This window comes from Actinoplanes sp. NPDC026619 (assembly GCF_040638295.1).
Classification (GTDB): Bacteria; Actinomycetota; Actinomycetes; order Mycobacteriales; family Micromonosporaceae; genus Actinoplanes.
The window spans coordinates 771435-795912 of record NZ_JBEZYA010000001.1 but is presented as its reverse complement, the minus strand read 5'-3'; the positions used below and the strand labels follow the sequence as shown (position 1 = coordinate 795912).

At 71.9% G+C, this 24478-nt stretch carries 27 protein-coding genes and 1 pseudogene; 16 read left to right on the top strand and 12 right to left on the bottom strand.

Features of this window, described 5'->3' with window-relative positions; all coding sequences use genetic code 11:
* Positions 1–46: 46 nt before the first annotated feature.
* The gene (locus AB0E90_RS03825; protein WP_360398660.1) at positions 47–1303 is read left to right on the top strand and encodes a VanW family protein; all 1257 of its coding nucleotides are present in this window, start codon (positions 47–49) and stop codon (positions 1301–1303) included.
* 35 nt (positions 1304–1338) lie between these two features.
* Here AB0E90_RS03825 and AB0E90_RS03820 read toward each other — a convergent pair whose 3' ends face one another.
* The gene (locus AB0E90_RS03820; protein WP_360398658.1) at positions 1339–1896 is read right to left on the bottom strand and encodes a superoxide dismutase family protein; all 558 of its coding nucleotides are present in this window, start codon (positions 1894–1896) and stop codon (positions 1339–1341) included.
* A gap of 97 nt (positions 1897–1993) precedes the next feature.
* Between AB0E90_RS03820 and AB0E90_RS03815 the strand changes: the two genes are divergently transcribed.
* Positions 1994–2932: a carbohydrate kinase gene (locus AB0E90_RS03815; protein WP_360398656.1), complete on the top strand. Its 939-nt coding sequence runs from the start codon at positions 1994–1996 to the stop codon at positions 2930–2932.
* Here the strand turns inward: AB0E90_RS03815 and AB0E90_RS03810 are convergent.
* Genes AB0E90_RS03810 through AB0E90_RS03795 form a run of 4 tightly spaced genes read right to left on the bottom strand, consistent with a single transcriptional unit; the run spans position 2929 to position 5414 of the window.
* A complete protein-coding gene (locus AB0E90_RS03810; protein ID WP_360398654.1) occupies positions 2929–3324 on the bottom strand; it encodes a hotdog domain-containing protein in 396 nt (131 codons plus the stop codon). The two genes, AB0E90_RS03815 and AB0E90_RS03810, sit on opposite strands and share 4 nt — an antisense overlap.
* Before the next feature lie 9 nt (positions 3325–3333).
* Entirely contained in the window at positions 3334–4692 is a 1359-nt protein-coding gene (locus AB0E90_RS03805) for a PH domain-containing protein (protein WP_360398652.1), read from the bottom strand.
* On the bottom strand, positions 4689–5195 hold the full coding sequence (locus AB0E90_RS03800; protein WP_360398650.1) for a PH domain-containing protein: 507 nt from the start codon (positions 5193–5195) through the stop codon (positions 4689–4691). The genes AB0E90_RS03805 and AB0E90_RS03800 overlap by 4 nt, the downstream gene beginning before the upstream one ends.
* A 9-nt stretch (positions 5196–5204) precedes the next feature.
* Positions 5205–5414: a hypothetical protein gene (locus AB0E90_RS03795; RefSeq protein WP_360398648.1), complete on the bottom strand. Its 210-nt coding sequence runs from the start codon at positions 5412–5414 to the stop codon at positions 5205–5207.
* Positions 5415–5986: 572 nt separating this feature from the next.
* Here AB0E90_RS03795 and AB0E90_RS03790 point away from each other — a divergent pair.
* From AB0E90_RS03790 to AB0E90_RS03780, 3 genes are read left to right on the top strand one after another with little or no spacing between them, the layout of a single operon-like run.
* Positions 5987–7084, top strand: coding sequence for a MoxR family ATPase (locus AB0E90_RS03790; protein WP_360399447.1), 1098 nt, complete (start codon positions 5987–5989; stop codon positions 7082–7084).
* Positions 7085–7092: 8 nt separating this feature from the next.
* Positions 7093–8061 (top strand): DUF58 domain-containing protein, encoded by a 969-nt coding sequence (locus AB0E90_RS03785; protein ID WP_360399444.1) that lies wholly within the window; start codon positions 7093–7095, stop codon positions 8059–8061.
* Entirely contained in the window at positions 8058–9008 is a 951-nt protein-coding gene (locus AB0E90_RS03780; protein ID WP_360398646.1) for a VWA domain-containing protein, read from the top strand. Before AB0E90_RS03785 ends, AB0E90_RS03780 begins: the two co-directional genes overlap by 4 nt.
* Before the next feature lie 366 nt (positions 9009–9374).
* Here the strand turns inward: AB0E90_RS03780 and AB0E90_RS03775 are convergent, their stop codons facing one another.
* The 3 genes from AB0E90_RS03775 to AB0E90_RS03765 all read right to left on the bottom strand — a co-directional run bounded on the left by AB0E90_RS03775 (position 9375) and on the right by AB0E90_RS03765 (position 12229).
* Entirely contained in the window at positions 9375–10277 is a 903-nt protein-coding gene (locus AB0E90_RS03775; RefSeq protein WP_360398644.1) for an alpha/beta hydrolase, read from the bottom strand.
* A gap of 63 nt (positions 10278–10340) precedes the next feature.
* The gene (locus AB0E90_RS03770; protein WP_360398642.1) at positions 10341–10985 is read right to left on the bottom strand and encodes a response regulator transcription factor; all 645 of its coding nucleotides are present in this window, start codon (positions 10983–10985) and stop codon (positions 10341–10343) included.
* Complete coding sequence (locus tag AB0E90_RS03765; protein ID WP_360398640.1) at positions 10982–12229, bottom strand: histidine kinase; 1248 nt, start codon at positions 12227–12229, stop codon at positions 10982–10984. The genes AB0E90_RS03770 and AB0E90_RS03765 overlap by 4 nt, the downstream gene beginning before the upstream one ends.
* Before the next feature lie 86 nt (positions 12230–12315).
* On the opposite strand from AB0E90_RS03765, the gene fabG reads away from it, so the two are divergent.
* From fabG to AB0E90_RS03725, 8 genes are all read left to right on the top strand, one after another.
* Positions 12316–13020, top strand: a complete 705-nt coding sequence (gene fabG / locus AB0E90_RS03760; protein ID WP_360398638.1) for a 3-oxoacyl-ACP reductase FabG — start codon at positions 12316–12318, stop codon at positions 13018–13020.
* A gap of 24 nt (positions 13021–13044) precedes the next feature.
* Positions 13045–13812, top strand: coding sequence for an enoyl-ACP reductase FabI (gene fabI, locus AB0E90_RS03755; RefSeq protein ID WP_360398636.1), 768 nt, complete (start codon positions 13045–13047; stop codon positions 13810–13812).
* Between the two features lie 19 nt (positions 13813–13831).
* On the top strand, positions 13832–14860 hold the full coding sequence (locus AB0E90_RS03750; RefSeq protein ID WP_360398634.1) for a ferrochelatase: 1029 nt from the start codon (positions 13832–13834) through the stop codon (positions 14858–14860).
* Complete coding sequence (locus tag AB0E90_RS03745; protein WP_360398632.1) at positions 14857–15636, top strand: HAD-IIA family hydrolase; 780 nt, start codon at positions 14857–14859, stop codon at positions 15634–15636. The genes AB0E90_RS03750 and AB0E90_RS03745 overlap by 4 nt, the downstream gene beginning before the upstream one ends.
* A 58-nt stretch (positions 15637–15694) precedes the next feature.
* Positions 15695–16558: a L,D-transpeptidase gene (locus AB0E90_RS03740; protein ID WP_360398630.1), complete on the top strand. Its 864-nt coding sequence runs from the start codon at positions 15695–15697 to the stop codon at positions 16556–16558.
* 65 nt (positions 16559–16623) lie between these two features.
* Positions 16624–17871, top strand: a complete 1248-nt coding sequence (locus AB0E90_RS03735; protein ID WP_360398628.1) for a hypothetical protein — start codon at positions 16624–16626, stop codon at positions 17869–17871.
* Positions 17868–18224 (top strand): hypothetical protein, encoded by a 357-nt coding sequence (locus AB0E90_RS03730; protein WP_360398626.1) that lies wholly within the window; start codon positions 17868–17870, stop codon positions 18222–18224. The genes AB0E90_RS03735 and AB0E90_RS03730 overlap by 4 nt, the downstream gene beginning before the upstream one ends.
* A 22-nt stretch (positions 18225–18246) precedes the next feature.
* Positions 18247–18651: an NUDIX domain-containing protein gene (locus AB0E90_RS03725; protein ID WP_360398624.1), complete on the top strand. Its 405-nt coding sequence runs from the start codon at positions 18247–18249 to the stop codon at positions 18649–18651.
* Here the strand turns inward: AB0E90_RS03725 and AB0E90_RS03720 are convergent.
* Positions 18629–19690: a hypothetical protein gene (locus tag AB0E90_RS03720; protein WP_360398622.1), complete on the bottom strand. Its 1062-nt coding sequence runs from the start codon at positions 19688–19690 to the stop codon at positions 18629–18631. The two genes, AB0E90_RS03725 and AB0E90_RS03720, sit on opposite strands and share 23 nt — an antisense overlap.
* 69 nt (positions 19691–19759) lie before the next feature.
* Here AB0E90_RS03720 and AB0E90_RS03715 point away from each other — a divergent pair, with 69 nt between their 5' ends.
* Complete coding sequence (locus AB0E90_RS03715; RefSeq protein ID WP_360398620.1) at positions 19760–20062, top strand: DUF1905 domain-containing protein; 303 nt, start codon at positions 19760–19762, stop codon at positions 20060–20062.
* 7 nt (positions 20063–20069) lie between these two features.
* Here the strand turns inward: AB0E90_RS03715 and AB0E90_RS03710 are convergent, their stop codons facing one another.
* Both AB0E90_RS03710 and AB0E90_RS03705 read right to left on the bottom strand, forming a co-directional pair.
* Positions 20070–20558, bottom strand: a complete 489-nt coding sequence (locus tag AB0E90_RS03710; RefSeq protein WP_360398618.1) for an NUDIX domain-containing protein — start codon at positions 20556–20558, stop codon at positions 20070–20072.
* Positions 20551–21333, bottom strand: coding sequence for a hypothetical protein (locus AB0E90_RS03705; RefSeq protein WP_360398616.1), 783 nt, complete (start codon positions 21331–21333; stop codon positions 20551–20553). Before AB0E90_RS03705 ends, AB0E90_RS03710 begins: the two co-directional genes overlap by 8 nt.
* 89 nt (positions 21334–21422) lie before the next feature.
* Here AB0E90_RS03705 and AB0E90_RS03700 point away from each other — a divergent pair, with 89 nt between their 5' ends.
* Complete coding sequence (locus tag AB0E90_RS03700) at positions 21423–22226, top strand: DUF3097 domain-containing protein (RefSeq protein WP_360398615.1); 804 nt, start codon at positions 21423–21425, stop codon at positions 22224–22226.
* Here the strand turns inward: AB0E90_RS03700 and AB0E90_RS03695 are convergent.
* Positions 22210–23538 carry a PLP-dependent aminotransferase family protein gene (locus AB0E90_RS03695; protein ID WP_360399441.1) on the bottom strand — a complete coding sequence of 443 codons (1329 nt, stop codon included), beginning with the start codon at positions 23536–23538 and terminating at the stop codon, positions 22210–22212. The two genes, AB0E90_RS03700 and AB0E90_RS03695, sit on opposite strands and share 17 nt — an antisense overlap.
* Positions 23539–23662: 124 nt before the next feature.
* On the opposite strand from AB0E90_RS03695, the pseudogene AB0E90_RS03690 reads away from it, so the two are divergent.
* Positions 23663–24448 (top strand): annotated as a pseudogene (locus AB0E90_RS03690) (DMT family transporter); the annotation flags it as partial.
* Positions 24449–24478: the final 30 nt, after the last annotated feature.

The window sequence follows — 24478 nt, the reverse complement described above, 5'->3', positions numbered from 1 at the left end:
ATGTCCGCCGTAAGGCTTACCTGACCCCGCGGCAGGAGATCTGGAAGTGGATGCGACCCTGGCCGGCACCGTCTACGAGCACCATCGCCGGTGGTACGCCCGCCTCTGGGTCCTGATCGTCGCCGCCCTGGTCGTGGTGATCGTCGCGGCCGTGGTCGCGACGGTGGTGATGACGCGGCCGGCGGTGCGGGTGCCGGCCGGCCGGGCGGTCGCCGGTGTCCCGATCGGCGGCCTCGACGAGCGCGAGCTGCGCGCCGCGGTCGAGTCGTCGGTGCGAGCCCGGGTCGAACAGCCGGTCACCGTCCGGGTGACCGGCGCTGACCGGACCTTCACCCTCCAGCCGGCGACAGCCGGGATCTCGCTCGACGCGGACGCGACCGTCCGGGAGGCACTGGCCGGAGCGGAGACCGCGGCGGTGACGGTCGACGCGGCGAAGCTGCGGGCCGTCCTGGCCGCCCAGAAGCAGGCGGCCACCGACACGGTGGTGAAGCTGGCCACGCCGAAGCCGCGGCTCGAGGCCAAGGGTGACGCGTCGTTCACCGCGTCGGCCGCCGGCGTCGACCGGACCGCCGGGACGGCCGGCTGGGCGGTCGACGAGGCGACGGCGGCGCCCGCGGTGGAGGCGGCGGTCCGGGCCGGCCGTGCCGAGGTGTCGATCGCCGGCGCCGAGGTCGCGCCCGGCACCACCCCGGCGGAACTGGCCGGAGTGGACCAGTTGATCGGCACGTTCACCACGTACCACCCCTGCTGTGCGCCGCGGGTGACCAACATCCACCTGATCGCCACGATCGTGGACGGCTCGGTGATCAAGCCCGGGACGACGTTCTCGCTGAACGACAAGGTGGGCGAGCGGACCCGGAAGAAGGGCTTCGTGCCGGCGCCGGCGATCGTCGACGGCGAGCTGGACGACGAGCTCGGCGGCGGCATCTCGCAGTTCTCGACCACGCTGTTCAATGCCGCCTGGTTCGCCGGCCTGCCGATCCTTGCGCACCAGCCGCACTCGAAGTACATCTCCCGCTACCCGCCCGGCCGCGAGGCGACCCTCGACTGGGGCAACATCGACCAGGTCATCCGCAACGACACCGATGCGCCGGTGGTGATCCGGGTGAAGACCACCGGCACGTCGGTGACGGTCGCGCTCTACGGCCACACCGGCGAGCGCCGGGTCGCCTCGGTGACCGGCGCCCGCACCCCGGCCGGCGCCGAGGGCGGTTTCAGCATCCGGGTGACCCGCACCGTCTACGACGACACCCGCCAGACCGGCACGGCCACCCTGCGCTGGACCTACAGCGGCCTGGACTGATCACCGGCCTGGACTGATCACCGGCCTGGACTGACTCACGGGAGCGTCAGGCAGGCCAGCCGGGCACCGGCCTTGCCCGCCTCCCCGGCTGCGGTGTGGGTGTGCTCGGCGTGCAGGACCACCGACCGCGGTGGGGCGGACGGGCGGAAGCTCCAGCCGTGGTGGACCGACGTGGTCGCGGCGCCGGTGGTGTCGGCGGTGAAATCCAGCCAGATCTCGTTCCTCGGGTTGGCGTAGACCGGGTTCACCGACGGCGTGACCGGGTCCGGGTGGTTCTGGTAGTGCGGGCCGGCCGCGTCCGGGTCGGCGGCGCACGGGGCGGTGTGCAGGTGGGCGCCGTACATCCGGTTCGCCGTCAGGCCGGTCACCGCGAGGGCCACTTCCGTGCCGTACCCGGTCGTGGTGATGGTGAGCGTGGCCGTCGCGCCGGCCGGGACCACCGCCGGGTCGTAGGTGATGGCGGTGGAACCCGGCCGGTAGGGCATGAACGTGCCGGCCGTCGCGGCCGGCCGGGACGGGGCGATGTCGGTGGCGCCGGCGACGCCGGTGATCATCGTGAACGGAAGAGCTAGGGCCAGGGCATGGGTAAGCATGGTGAAATCATGCCAAATGCCTACCTATCGGTCCGGGGCTAGCGCGGAATGACGCCGGGCGTAAGGCTGAGGTCCGGTGCGGCGGAAGGGGTCGGTCATGGGCTACGCGGTGGTTATGGGGGAGGCGCTGGTCGATCTCCTCGAGTCCGACCAGGGCGGCGAGCTGATCTACCGGCAGGCCGTCGGCGGCGCGCCGCTCAACGTCGCGGTGGGCGCCACGAAGCTGGGGGGCGACGTCCGGTACGTGGGGGCGCTCAGCAACGACATCCTCGGCGACCGGCTGGCCGCGTTCCTGCGCACGGCCGGGGTGAACATCGGCGGCGTCAAGCGGGTGCCGGTGCCCACGACCCTGGCCGTGACCACCTTCGAGGGGGCCGAGCCGACCTTCACGTTCTACGGCGAGCCGCCGTCCTACGCGCTGCTCGAGCCCGCCGACCTGAACACCGCCGAGATCGCGGGGGCGGACGTGCTCTACGCCGGGTCGATCTGCCTGCTGCGGGAGCCGTTCCGCGAGGCGGCGCGGGCGGCCTGGCGGACCAGCGGGCCGCTGAAGGTCTTCGACCCGAACATCCGGCCCACCCTGTTGCCCGACGCCGCCGCCGTTGAGCGGAACCGGGACCTGGTCGAGGAGTTCTTCGCCACCGCCGACCTGGTAAAGCTCAGCGAGGCGGACGCGATCGTGCTCTACGACGGGGCCACCCCGGCGGCCGCGGCCGAGCACATCCGCAAGCTCGGCGCCCAGGCGGTCGTGGTGACCTGCGGCGCCAAGGGAGCCTACGTCGCGGCCGCGGACGGCACCGCGATGCTGCCGGCGCCGAAGGTCGACGCGATCGACGCGACCGGCGCCGGCGACTCGGTGATGGGCGCGCTGGTGCGCCGGCTGCTCGCCGACGGCTTCCCGGCCGGGCTGGAGGGCTGGCAGCGCAACGTGCGGTTCGCCCTCGCGGTGGCCGGGCTGGTCTGCGAGCGGCAGGGCGGCGCGACCGCGATGCCGACCAACGACGAGCTGACCGCCCGCTGGGGCGCTCTCGTCTAGTTTTCGCCCAGCGCTCTGGCGATGAAGCGCTGCCGGTCGAGCATCATCCGTTCCACCCGGACCTCGGCGACCAGCGTCTCGCCCTCGCGGACCACGACGTCGAAGATCAGTTTGCGCCCGTCCACTTTGGCGAGGGTGGCCAGCGCGGTCACCTGCCGCCCGACCGGGGTGGGCGCGATATGGGAGATCTCGGCGCGGACGCCGACCGTGGTGATGCCGCCGGGGATCTGGCGGGCCGTGGCGGCGACCGTGGCGGTCTCGGCGAGGGCGAGAACTCGCGGTGTGCCCAGCACCGGGACGTCGCCCGAGCCGAGCGACTGGGCCGTGTCGGCGTCGGTGACGGTCAACTCCACCCGGGCGTTGAGACCGGGCGTGAACTCCGGAAGCTCCATGGCAAGAGCTTACGGCCGCGCCGGCGCGTCCCCATGGGACCGGGCCAGGCGGGCCCGCACGGCGAGTTGCTCGGCGAGCGCCCACGCCTCGGCGAGGTCGCGGTCGCGGGCCTGGCCGGAGCGGCCGCCGGCGGTGTCCGCGTAGACCGTGGCCAGGCCCAGGGCCCGCTGCAGCGGGCCCTGGAGGACCCGCACGCTCTGCAGCCGGGCGTACGGCACGAGGCTCATCTCCCGGGTGAGCAGGCCCCACCGGGTCACGAACACCTCGGGGGTCAGGCCGGCGCCCAGGTAGCGCAGCGCGAACGGGTGCAGCCACCGGGCGCGGGCCGGCGGCGGCGTGGTGGCCAGGGTGGCGAGGTCCACTCCGGGCAGCACGTCCCAGACCAGGGCCCGAGCGGTGCCGAACTCGCCGACCGGGAGCAGCCGGTCGGACCGCTTGCTGTCCCGGCCGGGCTCACCCGCGTACCCGGCGATGTCCAGGCGCAGGTGCAGCCACTTCTGCACGCGCCACAGCAGCGGCCAGGTGACGCCGATCGACTGCACCCGGTTGACCGGCACGACCTGGCTGCGGGTCTCCAGCAGGCCGTAGCGCACCACCAGGCGGCCGCCCGGGTCGCGGGCGAGCCGGAAGTCCCAGTCCTGCAGCACCCGCCGCACCGGCTGCAGCAGCACACCGGCCATCGCGGTCATCGTGCTGGCGATGCCGACGAACGTCCACTGCGCCTCGAGGAGCGTCTGGGTGATCACGAACGCGATGCCGATGGGCAGGAAGAACGCCTGCGGCGTGAGCAGCTGGCTGATCACCAGATGGCGATTTTCGACCCGCAGGAGCGGGCGTTCGAGGGTGGGCGCGCCGGGTGCCGCCGCCGGCGCTCCGATGTCGGCCGGCGCTTCCCCCACGGGTGTACGCCCGGCCAGGGCGAGCAGCCGTTCGCGCAGGGCGGCCGCGTCGCGGACGGTCAGGTAGGCCAGCGGGGCCTCGGTCTTGCCGCCCCCGACGACCTCGAGGCGCAGCTCGGCGAGGCCGGTGAGCTGGGCGAGCAGCGGGCGGCGCAGCTCGACGGCCTGCAGGCGTTCGAGCGGGATGGCCCGGTTGCGCCGCCAAATCAGGCCGTCGGAGATCCGCAGCTCCCGGCCGACCACGTGGTAGCCGGTGGTGAGCCAGCCGACCAGCGAGAAGACCACGACGCCGAGGGCGAGCACCAGCACCACGAGCGCGAAGCGTTCGAGACCGACCTGGGACAGGGTCTGCCAGGAGAGGGCGGCCACCACGACCGCGATGCTCTTGGCGCCGTGCAGGAGCGGGCTCAGCGGATGCAGCCGCCGTCGTGGCTCCTCCGGAGTCAGCAGACCGGGCGGACTGGTCACAGTCCTTCGGCCCGGTCCTCGCCGAGGGCGGTGAGCCGGTCGCGCAGCCGGGACGCCTCGGCCGGCGGCAGGCCGGGCACCCGGGCGTCGCTGGCCGCGGAGGCGGTGTGCAGCTGGACGGTGGCCAGGCCGAACGCGCGTTCGAGCGGGCCGGCGGTGACGTCGACGAACTGCATCCGGGCGTACGGGACGATGGACAGCCGCCGGATCAGCAGGCCGTGCCGCACGAGCAGGTCCTGGTCGCGTTCGGCGTAGCCCCAGGCGTGCACGGCCCGGACGGTGACGATCGACCGCCAGATCGCGTAGACGAGCACGGCCGCCATGCCGGCGCCCCACGCCCAGTGCGGGGCGAAGAACCAGCCGATGCCGAGGCCGGCCAGGAACACCACGACCCAGACGACGCGGGCGATCAGCTCCACTGTGATCAGCTTGGGTGACACCGGGCGCCAGTCGACGGTGTCGGGCCAAGGGGTGAGTGCGTCGGGCGCAGACGGTCCGGTCACTGCTTCAGCCTAGGAGACGGCACCGAAGGGCGTCACTTCGCGCAGGAATCCGCGCAGCTCGAGGAAGTTGCCCAGCGATTCGCGGTGCTCGTCACAGGCGAGCCAGGTCTTGCGGCGCTCCGGCGTGTGCAACTTCGGATTGTTCCACTGCAAAGCCCAGACCGCCGCCACACGACAGCCTTTGGCAGAACACTGAGTGCCGAGAACTTCAGAAACCACGACGCAAGCGTAGGCCGAACGATCGTGGACCTGACAAGGCCAGCGCAGGCCGAACGATCGTGGACCTGACAAGGCGAGCGCAGGCCGAACGATCGTGGACCTGACAAGGTCAGCGCAGGCCGAACGATCGTGGACCTGACAAGGCCAGCGCAGGCCGAACGATCGTGGACCTGACGACGCGAGCGCAGGCCGAACGATCGTGGGGCTTCCGGGGGCTCGGCCCCCGGAGCAGATATACAAAAGCCCCCGGTTCGCGCTTTCCGCGAACAGAGGGCTCCTAGGCTTTTGAATCGCCGGGCGACCACGGGGGAAGTCGCCCGGCGACGAAGGGAATGTTACACGTTTTGCTGCGGAGCGCATCCTCCCGGCTTGGGTGCCCGTTCCGGCGTATCGCGCAGAAAGATCGACACGACTGGACCATGGCCGCGACCGGCCCCGGCGCGTTATGTGGCTACACCGAGCGCGCTTTCAGGTAGGTCGTGTAAGTCTTGTTCGTCGGCCTGGCGCCGGCACGGTTAGATAGCAGCTTCAAGCCGACCGCTGTGGAGGACGAACCGGTGGCCCAGCCGCTCATGCCCGAGACCGAGCCGAGTTCCCTCGGCGCGCCCGTGCCCCCGGCACAGGACGCGACCCAACTGGAACGCGCCATGTTCGAGGTCAAGCGGGTGATCGTCGGCCAGGACAGAATGGTCGAGCGCATGTTCGTCGCGCTGCTCGCGCGCGGCCACTGCCTGCTCGAAGGCGTCCCCGGCGTGGCGAAGACCCTGGCCGTGGAGACCCTGGCCAAGGTCGTGGGGGGCACGTTCTCCCGCGTCCAGTTCACCCCCGACCTGGTCCCGGCCGACATCGTCGGCACCCGGATCTACCGGCAGAGCAACGAGAAGTTCGACGTCGAGCTCGGCCCGGTGTTCGTCAACTTCCTGCTCGCCGACGAGATCAACCGCGCGCCGGCCAAGGTGCAGTCGGCGCTGCTCGAGGTGATGGCCGAGCACCAGGTGTCGATCGGCGGGCAGACCCACGAGGTGCCCGACCCGTTCGTGGTGATGGCTACCCAAAATCCGATCGAGCAGGAGGGCGTCTACCCGCTGCCCGAGGCCCAGCGCGACCGGTTCCTGATGAAGATCCTGGTCGGCTACCCGACGGATGCCGAGGAACGCGAGATCGTCTACCGGATGGGCGTGAGCGCGCCCGAGCCCAAGGCGATCTTCACCCCGGAGGACCTGCTCGGCCTGCAGCGCCGCGCCGACCAGGTGTTCGTGCACAACGCCCTGGTCGACTACACGGTGCGCCTGGTGCTGGCCACCCGCGCCCCGGCGCAGCACGGCATGCCCGACGTGGCCCAGCTCATCCAATACGGCGCCAGCCCGCGCGCCTCGCTCGGCATCGTCCGGGCGACCCGGGCCCTGGCGCTGCTGCGCGGCCGCGACTACGCCCTGCCCCAGGACCTGCAGGACATCGCGCCCGACATCCTCCGGCACCGCCTCGTGCTCAGCTACGACGCGCTCGCCGACGACATCCCGGCCGACCACATCGTGGCCCGGATCATGCAGAGCGTCCCGATGCCGTCGGTGGCGTCCCGGCAGGGCACCTCGCCCAACGGTGGCCCGCCCATGGCGGCCCCGGTGAGCGCCGGTCCCCAGGCAGGTGGCGTGTGGCCGGCTCAGCATTAGGTCCGGGCATCGAGGCGCCCGCTCTCGAGGGCGCGGCCCGGGCCGAGGCGGTGCTCGGCCGGCTTCAGCTGCTGGTCACCCGCAAGCTCGACGGCCTGCTGCAGGGCGACTACGCCGGTCTGCTCCCCGGTCCGGGCACCGAGGCGGGCGAGTCGCGGGAATACCGTCCGGGCGACGACGTGCGCCGGATGGACTGGCCGGTCACCGCCCGCACCACGACGCCGCACGTGCGGCGCACGGTCGCCGACCGGGAGCTGGAGACGTGGCTGGCGGTCGACCTGTCGGCCAGCCTCGACTTCGGCACGGCCAAGTGGCTCAAGCGTGACCTGGTGATCGCGGCCGCCACCGCGATGGCCCACCTGACCGTGCGCGGCGGCAACCGCATCGGTGCGGTCGTGGGCACCGGCAACGGCGTACCGCCAAGAAGCCGCAGGAAAAAAGCTGAGCCGGTGGTGAGCGCGCCGACCGTGCGGCTTCCGGCCCGGCCGGGCCGCAAGGAGGCGATGGGGCTGCTGCGGACGATCGCCCGCACCGAGATCCGCCCGGGTCGTGCCGACCTGGGTGAGCTGATCGACATGCTCAACCGGCCGCCGCGCCGGCGGGGCGTCGCCGTGGTCATCTCCGACTTCATGGGGCCGGTGGACGGCTGGTCGCGCCCGATCCGCAAGCTCGGGGTGCGCCACGACGTGCTGGCCATCGAGGTGGTCGACCCGCGTGAGCTGGAGCTGCCCGACGTGGGCGTGCTCGCTCTCGCCGACCCGGAGACCGGCGCGCTGCACGAGGTGCAGACCTCCGACGCCAAGCTCCGCGACCGTTATGCCGAGGCGGCGGCCGAGCAGCGCGGCGAGATCGCCCGTGCCCTGCGCGCGGCCGGCGCCGCCCATCTGCGCCTGCGCACCGACACCGACTGGCTGCTGGACATGGTCCGTTTCGTGGCCGCCCAGCGCCACGCACGCACCCGGGGGACCACCCGATGATCCGTTTCCTGCAGCCGTGGTGGCTGCTGTCGCTGCTGCCGGTCCTCGCGATGGCCGGGGTGTACGTGTGGCGGCAGTTCCGGCGCCGCACCTACGCGATGCGCTTCACCAACGTCGACCTGCTGCGCACCCTCGCCCCGAAGGGGCTGGGCTGGCGGCGGCACGTGTCGGCGACCGCGTTCCTGCTGAGCCTGTTCATCCTGGGCCTGGCGCTGGGCCGCCCGTCGATCGACAAGCAGGAGCCGCTGGAGCGGGCGACCGTGATGCTGGCGATCGACGTGTCGCTGTCGATGGACGCCGACGACGTGGCGCCGAACCGCCTGGAGGCGGCGCAGGAGGCGGCCAAGGCGTTCGTGAACGAGCTGCCGGCGACCTACAACGTGGGCCTGGTGTCGTTCGCGAAGTCGGCCAACGTGCTGGTGTCGCCGACCAAGGACCGCTCCGCGGTGACCTCCGGCATCGACGGCCTGACCCTGGCCGAGGCGACCGCCACCGGCGAGGCCGTGTTCACCTCGCTCGACGCGATCCGCACGGTCCCGGCGGACGGCGCGGACGGCGCTCCGCCGGCCCGCATCGTGCTGCTGTCCGACGGTTACCGCACGTCGGGCCGGTCGACCGAAGACGCGGCGACGGCCGCGACGCAGGCGAACGTGCCGGTGTCGACGATCGCGTTCGGCACCGACACCGGTGTGGTGAACATCCAGGGCGAGAACAAGCTGGTCCCGGTGGACCGGCAGTCCCTGCAGCAGTTGGCCGAGTCGACCAAGGGCTACTACTACGAGGCGGCGTCGCTCGGCGAGCTCAAGAAGGTCTACGAGGACATGGGCAGCTCGATCGGCCACCGCGTCGAGTCCCGCGAGGTGACCCAGTGGTACGCCGGGGTCGCCCTGCTGTGCGGCCTGGTGGCCGCGGGCCTCAGTCTGGTGTGGACGTCCCGCCTGCCGTAAGGGTCACGAGTTGCTGTGCACCAGCACGAACAGCACGACGACCCAGGCGGCGGCGAGGGTGAAGCTGAGAGGCGCGACGAAGTTCTTCATGTGACTGACTCCCGCGTTGGTGACTGGCGATGGAAAGCGCGCAGATCACGTCGCGGCCGGCACCGCGCATCCCGGCGTCGCGGCGCACACGACAGGGACGGCCGCACCACTTCGGCGAAGCGGTGTGAACCGGGGATGCGGGGTGGGATCGATGTCAGCAGACGGGCTGACGACCGGCCCGGCCACGACTAGGAGGATCGCTATCTCGCACAGCGATCACCTCCTGCAAGTAGTCGGGCTTCGGGGCCGTCGGAGACTGTACCCCTTAAGCGCCACTTAAGAAACGCGACCGGCACTCTCGTGGCGAGGACCACCCGAGAGGACTACGTCGGTGACCGCGCGCAGGGTCGCGCTGCCCTCGGTCAGGTAGTAATCGTGCCCGGCCACACCGTCGGTGGGCAGGGAATACGCGCCGAAGCCGGCCGAGGACGGCCGCTTGCCCAGCCCCAGTCCGAAGAGTCGGACCTGCGGGATACGGCGGATCCAGTCCTGGGGGGCGAGCGCCGACCAGACCCGGGCCCCGCCGAGATCGGCCGCGTGCGAGACGCCCATGCCGGGCGAGCCGAGCGCGATCACGTCGCTCACCTGGGGCAGCCGGGAAGCGGCCAGCCCGACCACGAGCGAGCCGTAGCTGTGCCCGATGAGCGTGATCGTGGCGCTCGACTGCCGTTCGACATCTCGGACAAATCGCGTCAGTAGCGCGGCTCCGGCCTCGGCGCGGCCGTAGGTGGCGGCGGCGAGACCGACGCCCTCGGGCGGGTCGTAGCCGAGCCAGGAGATGACCGCCACGTTCCGGTCCCGCTTGCTGAGCTGCTGGTAGAGGGTGCGGCCCTGGACCCCCGGCGCGCGCCGGGCCACGCCGCCGAGCCCACGGTCGAAGTCCTCGAGAGTGGTGTCCACGCCCGGCACCAGGATCGCGATCCGGCTGGCGGTGGCGAGGTCGCCGAACACCTCGGCGGTCCGGCCGTCGCCGGCCGGGTCGAAGAACAGGAAGTGCCGGCCCTGCGCGGCCCAGTTGGCGTAGGGGCAGCCGGTGGCGAGCATGCGCACGGCGGTCTCGCGGTAGGCCTCGGCGAAGGCGGGCAGCGGGGCCGGCGCGGCGGCCGCGGCCGAAACCGGCGCGGAGACCGGGATGGGCAGGAGAAGGGCCAGGGCGAGGGCGCTCGGGAGGATTCGCATGGGCCGCACACTCCGGCCGGAAAACCCCTGCGGTCGTCACCCCGCAGACCGCACTTGCGACCCCTACCCCGGTACTACGAGGCCGGTCTCGTAGGCGAAAACGACCGCCTGCGCCCGGTCGCGCAGGTTCAGCTTGGCCAGGATCCGTCCGATGTGGGACTTCACTGTCTGCTCGGCGACCACCAGGTCCTCGGCGATCTCCTGATTGGACCGGCCGCGCGCGATCAGCCGCAGCACGTCGGTTTCGCGCGGGGTGAGCGCGTTCAGCGCCACCGGCCGGGGCCGGTCGTGGCTGGGCCGGGTGGCGAACTCGGCGATCAGCCGCCGGGTCACCGACGGCGCGAGCAGGGCGTCGCCGGCCGCCACCACGCGGACCGCGTTGATCAGGTCGGCGGCCGGGGCGTCCTTGAGCAGGAAACCGCTGGCCCCGGAGCGCAGCGCCTCGTACACGTAGTCGTCCAGATCGAAGGTGGTGAGGATGAGCACCTTCGGCCCGTCGCCGATCCGCCGGGTCGCTTCCAGGCCGTCCATCACCGGCATCCGGATGTCCATCAGCACCACGTCGGGCGCGAGCTCGCGGGCCTGGGCCACGGCGGCGGCCCCGTCGGCCGCGTCGCCGACGACGACGATGTCGGGCTGGCTGCCGAGCAGCGCGCCGAACCCCTGCCGGACCATGGCCTGGTCGTCGGCGATCAGCACCTTGATCATGCGGGCTCCTGGGCGAGGGGGAGGACGGCGTGCACCACGAACTCGGCCCCGGCCGGGCCGGCGGTCAGGGTGCCATCGAGCAGCGTCGCACGCTCCCGCATCCCGACGATCCCGTGGCCACTGCCCGCGAGCGGAGCGGTCGCGGGCCCCGGCCGGTCGCCCGGCCGGCGCAGAGGGTTGCGGACGGCCAGTTCCAGGCGGCCGGGAAAACCGCGAGCTTCGACCGTCACCGGCTCGCCGGGCGCGTGCCGGGCCGCGTTGGCCAGGGCTTCCTGCACGATCCGGTACGCCGCGAGCCCCACCGTCGCGGCCGCCCCGTCACCCAGATCGGTCGCCTCGAGCGTGACCTCCACGCCCGCGCTCCGGGCCGTCTCGACCAGGTCGCCGAGGTCGGCCAGGGTCGGCTGCGGCGCCTTGTCCGGCTCGGCCTCCTCGGAGCGCAGCACCCCCAGCAGGCGACGCATGTCGGTCAGCGCCTCGCGGGCCGACACCGCGATCCCGGCCAGCTCGTCCTTGGCGTCAGCAGGGAGGCCCGGCAGGCGGTAGGGGGCGGTCTCGGCGCGGACCGCGATCATCGACATGTGGTGGGCGACCACGTCGTGCATCTCCCGGGCGATCCGGGTGCGTTCCTCCAGCACCGCCCGCCGGGCCCGTTCCAGCTCCGTGAGCTCCTCCTCCTCGGCGAGCTTCGCGGCGAGCAGCTCGCTGGTGCGCCCGCGCCGGTAGACGATGTCGCCGACCCCGGCGATCGCCACCAGCAGCACGGCCGCGCCCCAGGCGTTCGCGTCGGGGGCGAACAGGAACACCGGGACCAGGCTGAAGGCGGTCGCCCAGCCGGTCACCCCGGAGCTCTGGGTGACCGCGAGCCGGGCCAGGACGAACAGGAAACCGAGGATCTGCACGCTGTTCCACGGCCAGGGTTCGGTCCGGCCGGCGTTGATCACGCCGAGGAACATCATCGGGTACGCGATCCGCCAGGCCCAGACCGGCAGGCGGTAGGAGACCAGCATCGGCAGCACCGAGCCGGCCGCCAGGATCCCGATCACGATCGCCGGGAGCTCCCGGTTGTCGGCCAGGTAACGGTCGGCGGCGAGGCCCAGGCCGATCAGCGCTAGCAGGCCCAGGGGCAGCACGAACATCATGAATCGGCGGCGGGCCGGCGGCCGCGGCGTCTCCCGGGCGGTCAGAAGTGTGCGCAGCGGCCCCGTGGCATTGCGCGGTCGCGCCGGGCCGATAGTCTCCATCCCGGCAGGTTACGGCGCTGTTGCGGCGTCGTCGTGACCCTGTGGTGCCAACCGGCACCCCCTACCTGGGTATGAGGAGAGCGTTCGTGGCTCGCACGGTATTGGTGACTGGCGGCAACCGGGGCATCGGTCTCGCCATCGCGCAGGCATTCGCGAAGCAGGGCGACCGGGTCGCGGTGACGCACCGGGGGAGCGGCGCGCCCGAGGGCCTGTTCGGCGTGCAGTGCGACATCACCGACTCGGCCGCGGTCGACGCCGCCTTCGCCGAGGTGGAGAAGGAGCTCGGCCCGGTGGAGGTGCTGATCGCCAACGCCGGCATCACCGACGACACGCTGCTGCTGCGGATGAGCGAGGAGCAGTTCGAGCGGGTGATCGACACCAACCTGGGCGGCGCGTTCCGGGTCGCCAAGCGAGCCAGCTCCAAGATGCTGCGCGCCAAGTGGGGCCGGATGATCTTCATCTCGTCGGTGGTCGGCCTCTACGGCGGCCCCGGTCAGGTGAACTATGCGGCGAGCAAGGCCGGCCTGGTCGGCATGGCCCGCAGCATTACCCGTGAGCTGGGCAGCCGCAACATCACCGCGAACGTGGTCGCCCCCGGCTTCATCGAGACCGACATGACGGCCGCTTTGCCCGAGGCGCGCCAGGCCGAGATCATCAAGGCGGTGCCGGCCGGCCGGCTCGCCAGCACCGACGAGGTGGCGGCCGTGGTGACCTTCCTCGCGTCCGACGCCGCCGCGTACATCAACGGCGCCGTGATCCCGGTCGACGGCGGCCTCGGTATGGGTCACTGAAAATCAACTAGGAGAGTATTTCCCGTGTCTGGACTGCTGGCCGGCAAGCGGCTGCTCGTCACCGGCGTGATCACCGACGCCTCGATCGCCTTCTCGGTGGCGAAGATCGCCCAGGAGCAGGGCGCGACCGTCGTGCTGACCGGCTTCGGCCGGATGTCGCTGGTCGAGCGGATCGCCAAGCGCCTCCCGTCGCCGCCCCCGGTGATCGAGCTCGACGTGACCGACCCCGAGCACCTGGCCGCGCTGCCCGGCAAGGTGGCCGAGCACATCGACGGCATCGACGGCGTGGTGCACTCGATCGCGTTCGGCCCGCAGAGCGTGCTCGGCGGCGAGTTCCTCAACGCCCAGTGGGACGACGTGGCGAAGGCGCTGCAGGTCTCCACGTACTCGTACCAGGCGCTCGCGGTCGCCTGCCTGCCGATGATGCAGTCCGGCGGCAGCATCGTCGGCCTGACCTTCGACGCCACCAAGGCGTGGCCGGTCTACGACTGGATGGGTGTGGCCAAGGCCGGCCTCGAGTCCGCCTCCCGCTACCTCGCCCTTCACCTGGGCGACCGGGGCATCCGCAGCAACCTGGTCTCGGCCGGCCCGCTGCGCACGATGGCGGCCAAGTCGATCCCCGGCTTCGAGCAGTTCGAGGAGGCCTGGGCCAAGCGTGCCCCGCTCGGCTGGGACCTGCACGACACCACGGCGGCCGGCAAGGCCGTCTGCGCGCTGCTGTCCGACTGGTTCCCGGCCACCACGGGTGAGGTGGTGCACGTCGACGGGGGCTACCACGCGCTCGGCGCCTGACCAGGAGGAGGATGGGTGCGTGGCTTACGACGCGTTCGTCCTGCTGTCCTTCGGTGGCCCCGAGAAGCCTGACGATGTGATGCCGTTCCTGCGCAACGTGGTGCGCGGGCGCGGCGTCCCCGACGAGCGGCTCGCCGAGGTGAGTGAGCACTACATGCACTTCGGCGGCGTCTCGCCGATCAACCAGCAGTGCCGCGACCTGCTGGCCGCGGTCGACGCCGACTTCGAGGCCCACGGCGTCGACCTGCCGACGTACTGGGGCAACCGCAACTGGCAGCCGATGCTGGAGGACACCGTCGCGCAGATGCGCGACGACGGCGTCACTCATGCCCTTGGCTTCGCCACCAGCGCCTACGGCGGTTATTCGTCCTGCCACCAATACTGGGAGGACATCGCGCGGGCACGGGAGAAGGTCGGCCCCCGCGCGCCGCAGATCAGCAAGCTGCGCCAGTTCTGGGACCACCCCGGCTTCATCGGGCCGCACGTGGACGCCGTACAACTGGCTTTGGAAAAGCTGGAACCGGCGCGCCGGGCCTCCACCCGCGTGGTCTTCACCGCGCACAGCATCCCGGTGAGCATGGCGCGCACCGCCGGCCCCGACGGCGGCCGATACACCGCCCAGCTCGAGGAGACCGCCCGGCTGGTCTCCGCCGAGGCGGCCACCGACCTGCCCTGGGACCTGGTGTGGCAGAGCCGTTCCGGGCCGCCGCAGGTGCCCTGGCTGGAGCCGGACATCAACGACCACCTGACCGCGCTGGCCGAGAAGGGCGTCACCGACGTGGTGGTCAGCCCGATCGGGTTCGTCTCCGACCACCTCGAGGTGCTCTGGGACCTCGACAACGAGGCGCTGGAGACGGCCAAGAAGCTGGGTCTGGGCTACGCCCGTGCCGCCACGCCCGGCACCGACCCGCGTTTCGTCACGATGGTCCGGCACCTGGTGGAGGAGCGCACCGCCGGGCGTGCCCGGGAACGGCTCGGTACCCTCCCGATCTGGGACGTCTGCCCCTCCGGCTGCTGTCCCACCCCTCAACGCCCTGGAGCGAAATGACCGAGCGCAAAGCCACCGAGAGCTGGCTCACCGACATGGACGGCGTGCTCGTCCACGAGGGCGTGCCGGTTCCCGGCGCGCCCGAGTTCGTCAACAAGATGAAGTCGTCCGGCAAGCCGTTCCTCATCCTCACCAACAACTCGATCTACACGCCGCGCGACCTGCAGGCCCGCCTCAACCGGATGGGCTTCGACGTGCCGGAGAAGTCGATCTGGACGGCGGCGCTGGCCACCGCGCAGTTCCTGTCCGACCAGCGGCCGGGCGGCACGGCGTACGTGATCGGCGAGGCCGGCCTGACCACCGCCATGCACGCGGCCGGTTACGTGCTGACCGAGTTCGACCCCGACTACGTGGTGCTCGGCGAGACCCGCACCTACAGCTTCGAGGCGATCACCAAGGCCATCCGCCTGATCGACAGCGGCGCCAAGTTCATCTGCACCAACCCCGACGCGACCGGCCCGTCCAACGAGGGCGCGCTGCCCGCGGCCGGCTCGGTCGCCGCGATGATCTCCAAGGCCACCGGCGTCGACCCCTACTTCGTCGGCAAGCCCAACCCGATGATGATGCGGTCGGCGCTCAACGCCATCGAGGCCCATTCGGAGAGTACGGCGATGATCGGCGACCGGATGGACACCGACATCCTGTGCGGCCTGGAGGCGGGCCTGGAGACGATCCTGGTGCTCTCCGGCATCAGCTCCCGGGCCGACACCGACCGCTACCCGTTCCGCCCGTCCCGCATCGTCGACTCGGTGGCCGACCTGATCCCGGAAATCTAACGGGTGAAAACCCCTTATTCCCCGACATAGTTGGCGGCGGCGCGCCTAGCTTGGTCGGATGCGCCGCGGCCCGAGCACCCGCCGCCGCACGGCCTCCGTGACCGCGGCGGTGCTGGCGTTCGGCATCGCGTCCTGCTCCGGCGAGCCGCCCGAGCCGCCCGAGTCGGCGCCGGTGCCAAGTCCCAGCGCGGCGCCCTCCGCCCCGGCGCCAAGTCCCAGCGCGGCCCCCGCGACGGTCGCGCCGGCCGCGAAGCCGACCGGCGGCCTGAAGACGATCAGCTACACGCACGTGCCGGCCGGCTTCCCCGCCGACCCGGCCCCGGCATCGCTCGGCCCGCTGACCGAGGGGCTGCACCCGACCCGGAAGCTCGCCGTGTACGACGCGCCCGGCGGCACGCCGCACGCCTACCTCGCGCCGACGATCCGCGGCGTGCCGGTGGTGGTCCCGATCGTCGCGAAGAAGCCCGGCTGGTCGGCGGTCCTGCTGCCGTCGGTGAACCGGCGCATCGGCTGGCTGCCGGATCGCGGCTGGACGGCCGTCCCCCTGCGCGATCAGGTGATCGTCCGGCTGAGCGACCGCACCCTGACGTGGTTGCGCGGCGGCGTACTCCAGAAGACCTGGACCGTGGGAATCGGCGCCACCCGCACCCCGACGCCGCTGGGGCGGACCTTCGTGCTCGGCCGCACCGGCACGCACGGCCACATCTACGCCGGCCTCGACGCCCTCGTCCTGGGCGCGGTGCCGGACGACCGGGGTGCGGTGGCCCCGGGCCTGCAGAACGCGCACACCGGCATCCACGCGTGGTACCGCAAGTCGGTCTTCGGCCACCGCATCTCCAACGGCTGTGTGCGGATGCCGGCCGCCGCCCAGCAGACCCTCCTCGACAACCTGGCCCCGGGAACGCCGATCACCGTGCTCTAGCCGGGTGGACCCGCTGTGCCAAGGTGGAAGGCAGCTTCGCGCCCCGCGGGTAGGGAGGTCCGGCTGTGCCCTCGCTTTCCTGGTCGGTTGCCGGCGCTTTCGACGATTTCTTCTCCTACCTCTTGTTTTCACTCGCGGCAACCGCGGCCCTTTTCGGCGGTCCTCCGCTTGCGCTCTGGTTGTATTCGATGTCGACGGCGCGGCGGGTCAACCTGCCATTGGTGGAGGCGAACAGTTCGGTAGATCCGGTTCCTTACTCCGTGCGGGTGCAGGACCGCGAGCGGTTGCTCGAGACTTTGTACCGGCTGTCGAATGGTTCCATCTCCGAGTTCACGAAGATTACTGTCCTTCATGCGCATTTGGCCGGTATGGATGCGGCGTCACTGTGCCGAGCCCTGGCCTTTCTCGACGATGCGAAATTTGTCGAATGGAGACGTCCCTGGGATCGGGGGCGTCGTCGGTGGAACAACGGGTTCGTGATTCTGGCCGAGGGTGGCGTGAACGCGGCGAAGAAGAAAATTCCGCTCGACCCCGAATCGGCGGCCATGAATGATTTGATGGATTGGGTGTACAGCGCGACGCGGCCGGTCGGCACCGACGCCGTGCGCCTGTCATCCGCGCGACGCGATCTGCCTCACCTGCGGCATTCGATCCTTCTGACGTCGTTGAGATTGCTCGAACGGCGCGGGCTGGTGACCTTCTCGCCCCGTGATTACGAGTTGTGCGAGGTGGGATGGATCGGAGTGTACGAGCGCGATCCGAACGAGGTCCGCTATTCGGATCCGCGCCAGCGTGACCGGGATGTGCGGTTGACCGGCCAGGGCAGTGAGGTAGCGGGGGAACGAGCACTGTGGAAATCGTCCACGTCCTCGGGGATCGGTCGGGCCGATCCGGTCCGGCCCGTTGTCGGGTGGGGGATGACCGAGTCCGAGATGGCCAGAACGAAGATGGTGGAGTGGCTCGACCCAGATTCTCTGGCGAAGCTAGATCGCCCCACCGTGGGGTCCTATGTGAAAGCGACCGGGCTTTCCGTCGACGAAACTCGGAAATCGGTCGAAGCGCTGATGCGCCAGGACCTCGTGGTGCGTAGCCCGATTCCACTGACCGGGATATCCGAGCTTCCGCTCGCCCTGACCGAGAACGGGCGGGCGTTCGCCCAGTCGGTCCGTCGCGCCCGGCAGTCGTCCCATGCCCGGCGCGCGGCGTGCCGGGACGCGCTCCTGGGCTGGTTGTACGACCAGGACGGGGAAGCGGACGTCACTGATTTCCTGCCGGACCGGCGGGCAACCTATTTCGGCGTGCGCAGGGCGTGAACATCACCTCGCACAGCCCCGGTTCCTACCAGCTCGTGACGCAGAACCGGGCGGACGGGCAGCAGATCGCGCCGGGCTTCGAGGTGCTGGCGCAGGCCGTCGCGGACATCCTGAAGCAACTCCCCGCGCTCGGTCTTCCCGCGCAGGACCAGGAGGACGTCGAGGAGGTCGCCAACGAGGTGCTGGGCGAGGTCGTCCAGGCCGAGCCGAACCGGGGAAGGCTTCGCCGGGCCGCGGCAGCCCTGCGCGGCTTTCTCATGCCGGTGGCAGCCGGGGCGATAGCCGGTGTCGGCGAAGAGGCCCAGGAGTTGGCGAAGCAGGCGGTCGAACACCTGGCGTCGGCAGTGACGTAGGAGCGCCGGTAGGCTTGCCGCCGTGATTGCGGAGGTTCTGGCGACGGCCTGGGTGTGTGTGCGGGACCGGCGGGTGCTGGTGGTGCGTCCGCATTACACGGACGTGTTCTATCTGCCCGGCGGGAAGCCGGAACCGGGGGAGAGCTATGCCGAGGCGGCCGCGCGCGAGGTGCTCGAGGAGGTCGGCCTGGTCGTCGATCCGGCCGACCTGACGCTGTTCACCGAGATCGTGGCGGAGGCGCACAACCGGCCGGCCGGCACTCAGGTGCGGCTGCTCTGCTTCACCGGCGGCAAGACCGACGACGAGCCGGTGGCGGCGGCGGAGATCGGCGAGATCGCCTGGTTCACCTCGGCGGACACCGAGCGCTGCGCGCCCGCGATCCGGCTGCTGGTGGGCGAGCTGGTCACGGCCGGGCTGATCGGCTGACCCGCTCGGCGGCGTAAGCGCGCAGCAGGTCGTGGCAGGCGTACCGGCCGGGGGCGGCTTCGGTGAGCAGCGCGGCCCGGGCCAGCTCGGCCAGGACGACCGTGGCCTGCCCGACGGTGAGGCCGGTGAGGCCGGCCGCCGCGGTCGCCGTGAGGTCCGGGCCCGGATGGTGGCCGATCAGCCGGAACAGCCGGGCGGCCGGTGCGGTGAGCCGGCCGAAGGACCAGGCGAACACGGCCCGGACCGAGGTGTGCGGGTCGCCGGCGGCGTCGGCCGGCCCGATCTCGGCGTTCACCGCGGCGAGCGACCGGCCCCCGGCGCGGGCGGTGATCAGCGACAGGGCCAGCGGCATTCGGGCGCACCGGTCGATCACCGCGGCGACGGCCAGGGCGTCGGTGGCCACCCGGTCCCAGCCGAGCCGGTTGATGAGCAACTGGGCGGCGTCGGCGGTGCTCAGCGGCGGGACCGCGGTCAGCTTCGCGCCCTCCCGCACGATCAGCCCGGTCAGCTGGTTGCGGGTGGTCACCACGGTCACGCAGCCGGAGGCGGCCGGCAGCAGCGGCCGCACCTGGGTGGCGACGCCGGCGTTGTCGAGCACCACCAGCGCGCGCCGGTCGGCCATCTCGGCGCGGTAGAGCGCGACCCGGCCGCCGAGGCCGGCCGGGATGTGCCGGGTGGGCACGCCGAGCGCGGTCAGGAACCGCCGCAGCGCCTCGGCCGGCTCCATCGGCTGCGCCACGTGGTCGAAGCCGCGCAGGTTGACGAAGAGCTGCCCGTCGGGGAACCGGCCGGCCGCCCGGTGCCCCCAGCGCACGGCCAGCGCGGTCTTGCCGCCGCCGCCCGCTCCGGCGAGCATCGCGAGCCCGCCGTCGCCGATCGTGTCGAGCTCGGACAGCTCGACGGAGCGCCCGGCGAAGCCCCGCTCATCGCGCGGGAGCAGTGCGGGCGCAGCGGGTTTGAGCAGCAGGAAGTCAGTCATCAGGGCCTCCGGCCGGGGCAGCCGGTAGCCGCCTGACACATCGACCACGAACAATTCCATACCTGGCGGGTAGACCACAATGCGCGACGTCCTGATTACGCTCTCTTCTTATCGCGCACACTAGGGGCCATGCAGATCGAATTCGACGCCGAACTGTGGATCTGGGATGCCCGGCCGGACGAGGCCTGGACGTTCGTGAGCCTGCCGGTGGACGCATCGGACGTGATCCGCGACCTGACCGCCGGCGATCGCCGCGGCTTCGGGGCGGTGCGGGTGGAGGTGCGCATCGGCGCCACCACCTGGCGGACGTCGATTTTCCCGGACGCGAAGCAGGGCGCCTACGTGCTGCCGATCAAGAAGGCGGTGCGGAAGGCGCAGAAGCTCGACGTGGGCGACAGCGCACGGGTGGCGGTCGAGTTGATCAACCTCTGAAACTGAGTCAACCTTTGAAGAAGTGGTTCGCGACCGCCGTGTGCAGGCTGAAGCCCAGCTCGGCGGGCCCGTAGAGGATCTCCCAGCCGAGGGTCTCCTCGTTCGGCGCCGACGGCGGGAGCGCGCCGGCGTTGGGCAGCGCGGGCAGCAGGCCGAACACGAGCAGGGTGCCGTCCGGGGCGCTGAGCGTGTCGAAAAGGCGTACGTCATCGGCCGAAGCCTGAAGCCCGACCTCTTCGAAAAGCTCTCGCACCGTCGCGGCCTGCCACGCCTCGCCGTAGTCGACGAAACCGCCCGGCAGGGCGAGCAGCTCCCGCGCCGGCGGGATGCCGCGCCGCACCACGAGCAGGCCGGAACCGACCGGCTGCACCGCCACCGCCACCGGAGTGGGATTGCGGTAACTCGTCTCGCCGCACGCCCCGCAGCGGCGCGGCCACGCCTGCCCGGGGGTGAACCGGGCGCCGCAGAACGTGCAGTGCGCGAATTTGTCAGGCATGCAGCGGCGCGTTACAAGCGGCGACCAGGGCCTGGCGGCAGGCCGACATCAGCGGCCGCAACGCCGCATCACGCTGCTGGGCCTCGAATCCGTTGATGGCGCCGCCCGGCGCGTTCGTCTCGGCCAGCGCGAGAACCTGGTCGAGCACGCTGGCCCGGGCGAACAGCCGCCGCGACCGCGGGTCGAAACCGGGCGGCAGCGTGGCCGTGCTCTCCGGCCGGCGCAGCGCCTGCAACGCGCCGGCCAGCTCGGGTTTCCAGTGCGCCACGTCGAGCTTGGTGAGCTGCGTGGTCGTCTCGGTCAGCACCCGGGTCAGCTCGGCCTCGGCCTCGGCCGCGCCCATCTGGAACACCGGCCGGTGCTCGGCGACCGGGAAGAACCGCCACAGCACCGTCTCGAACTCGACCCCGGAGCCGGACGTGTGCCGCCGCACCTGCGGGACCACCCCGAACGACGGGGTGACCAGGGCCTCGCCGGCCAGCAGCGCCGCGCCGGTCAGCTCGCCCGGGCCGGGCAGGCCGCGCGGGTCGCCGGGAACCGGCAGCACCAGGCGGATGTCGTCGGGATGAAGCTTGGCGAAGAGCGGCAGCCCCTGCGGCAGCGGCACATCGGTCCACGTGCCGGGGGCATCGGCGACGAGGTGCTCCTCGTCGGCCGCGATCTCGTCGGCCAGCTCGTCGAAGGGCACCAGACCGGCGCGCCAGGCGCGCACCCAGGCCACGAACCGGGTGGAACGCCGCGCGGTGCGGGTGGCCGCATCAGCTGCGGGGGACATGCGAGCAAGGGTACGTGCCCACCGGGAAGGTTGTCTCGGCCGGAGCGTCAGAAACGCCGTGTCCCAACGCACGGGTTACCGTGCCTTGCATGTATGGGGAGGACGTGCTCAAGGCGCAGTGGCGCAAGAAAAGGGTCGTGCCCGAGGTGGACGCCGAGCCCGATCTGGTGGTCGAGGACGCCGATTCCGGTTTCTGCGGCGCGGTGGTCGGGTTCGAGCTGGGCGCGGTCGTCCTGGAGGACCGGTTCGGCAAGCGGCGCAATTTTCCGCTGACCCCGGCCGCGTTCCTGCTCGACGGCAAGGCGGTGACGCTGCGGAAACCGGCGGCTGCTCCGCAACAAGCTCAGCGGCGGACAACCGCGTCCGGCTCGATCGCCGTTGCCGGCGTCAAGGCGCAGGTGGCCAAGGCCAGCCGGATCTGGGTCGAGGGCATCCACGACGCCGCCCTGGTCGAGCGCATCTGGGGCGACGACCTGCGCATCGAGGGCATCGTGGTGGAGCCGCTGGACGGCATCGACGACCTGGCCGCGGCGGTCCAGGCCTTCGGTCCGAGCCGCGATCGCCGCCTCGGCGTGCTCGTCGACCACCTGGTGCCCGGCTCCAAGGAGAGCCGCATCGTGGCCGCCGTCAAGGACCCGAACGTGCTGGTCACCGGCCACCCGTACATCGATATCTGGCAGGCGGTGAAACCGGAGCGGGTGGGCATCAAGAAATGGCCGGTGATCCCGCCCGGCCGCAACTGGAAAGAGGGCGTCTGCGAGGCGTTCGGCGTCCGCGTGCCGGCCGATCTGTGGCGGCGCATTCTGCGCGAGGTCAATTCCTACAAGGACGTCGAGACGCCGCTCATCAATTCGATGGAACGGCTCATCGACTTCGTCACGGTACTGGAGTGAGGGCCTCTCCCAGCCGCTTCGCGGCTTCGGCGAGCCGATCCGGAGATTGCGCGGCGTAACCGATGATCAGGCCGGGCGGGCCGGGTTGCAGGCGGTGCCACGACAGCGGATGCACGAGTACGCCGTGGGCAGCGGCCCGTTCGGCAAGTTCTGCATCGGATGCCGGCTGAGGCAGCAACGCCAGCAGATGCAATCCCGCCGCGACGCCGGTGACGCGGGCCGCCGGCAGATGCTCGGCCAGCCCGGCGATCAGGGCGTCGCGGCGGCGGCGCTGCCGTTGCCGGACCAGCCGCAGGTGCTTCTCGTAGTCGCCGTTGCTCAGCAGGCGCGCCAGGACGAGCTGCGGGATGGCGGGGTTGCCGAGGTCGGAGTCGTGCTTCGCCTCGAGCAGGGCGGGCTGCAGCCGGCGCGGCGCGATCAGCCAGCCGAGGCGCATGCCCGGCGCCAGCGATTTGGAGACGCTCCCGGAGTAGGCCACCCGTTCCGGCGCGGAGCCCTGCACGGCCGCGACCGGCGCCCGGTCGTAGCGGTGCTCGGCGTCGTAGTCGTCCTCGATGACCAGGCCGCCCCACTCCAGCAGCGCGCGGCGGCGGGCCGGGCTGAGCACCACGCCGGTCGGGAACTGGTGGGCCGGGGTCAGCACCGCGACCTCCTGGGTGATCCGGTCGACCCGGATGCCCTCGTCGTCCACGGGGACGGCTTCCGCGCGTACACCCCAATGGGTCATCTGGTCCCGGGCCCCGCGCGAACCCGGATCCTCGACCGCCGCGGCGGTCACGCCGCCGGCGGCAAGCGTCTGCGCGAGCAGCGCGAGCGCCTGAGCCACCCCGCTGACCACGATGATGTCGTCGGCCTCGGCGCGGATGCCGCGGGTGCGGCGCAGCCAGCCGGCGAGCTCGGCCCGCAGCCGCGGGGTGCCGCCGGGATCGCCGTAACCGAGGTCGGCCGCGGTGATCTCGTCGAGCACCGCCCGTTCGGCGCGCAACCACTGGCTGCGCGGGAAGGCCGACAGATCGGGCACGCCGGGGGAGAGGTCGATGTCGATGTTCTCGGCCGGGGGCAGCGGCAGGCGCAGGTCCTCGAGCGCGCGGCGGCGGTCGGACGGCGGTTCGGCGCCGCGGCCGTGCCCGAGAACCGTGGTGCCGGCGCCGGTGCGGCCGGTGGCCAGGCCCTCGTCGATGAGCCGCTGGTAGGCCTCGACCACGACGCCGCGGGAGATCCGCAGGTCGGTGGCGAGCACCCGGGTCGCCGGCAGGCGCGCGCCGCCGGGCAGCCGGCCGTTGTTGATCGCGTCCCGCAGGCCCGCCGTCAGCCAGGAGGTGAGGCCCTTGGCCGGGGCGTCCCCGGCGCGCAGCTGGAGGAAATCGGAGCCGGAAATTGGTCCTCCTTTTGCCTACCGCAATTGGCTCTTCCAATGGACCATACCCGCTTGGAGCATGGGCCTCGTGAACCGCTTACCAGCCCTCGCCGGCGCCACCGGCATGATCTTCGTGGGCGGCAGTGTGGCCGTCTCGGGCGCGCTCGCCGACGCTCCCGTCCTGACCGTCCAGTGCCTTCGTTACGCCGTCGCCTGCCTCCTGCTGCTCGCCTTCGCCCGGGTCCGCCGCCCCCGGCTGGTGAAGCCCCGCGGCGCCGAATGGCTGTGGCTCATCGGCGTGGTGATAACCGGGATGTTCGTCTTCAACCTTGCTCTCGTCCTCGGCGCGCGCCACGCGGAGCCGGCCGTGCTCGGCGTCGCGGTCGCCTGCGTGCCGGTCCTGCTGGCCGTCGCCGGCCCGCTGCTGGAGGGCCGGCACGTCGCGTACCGGCTGGTCGTGGCGGCCCTGGTGGTGACCGCCGGGGCGGGGCTGGTGCAGGGTTTCGGCCGCACCGACCGGATCGGTCTGATGTGGGCGCTGGTGACGTTCGCGTGCGAGGCCGGCTTCACCCTCCTGGCCGTCCCGGTGCTGGGCCGGCACGGGCCACTCGGCGTCTCGGTGCACGCGACCTGGCTGGCCGCGGTGGCCTTCGGCGTCGCCGGCGTCGCGCTCGAGGGGCCGGCCGCGGCGCTGCGCCTGGGCGCGGACGACCTGATCGCGGGCGGCTATCTGGCGGTCGGGGTGACGGCCGTCGCGTTCGTCCTCTGGTACACCTGCGTCGAACGCCTCGGATCCGACCGGGCCGGCCTGCTGACCGGCATCGCCCCGGTCGCGGCGGCGGCCACCGGGGTGGCCCTCGGCGGCCCGATGCCGTCCCCGGCGGTCTGGCTCGGG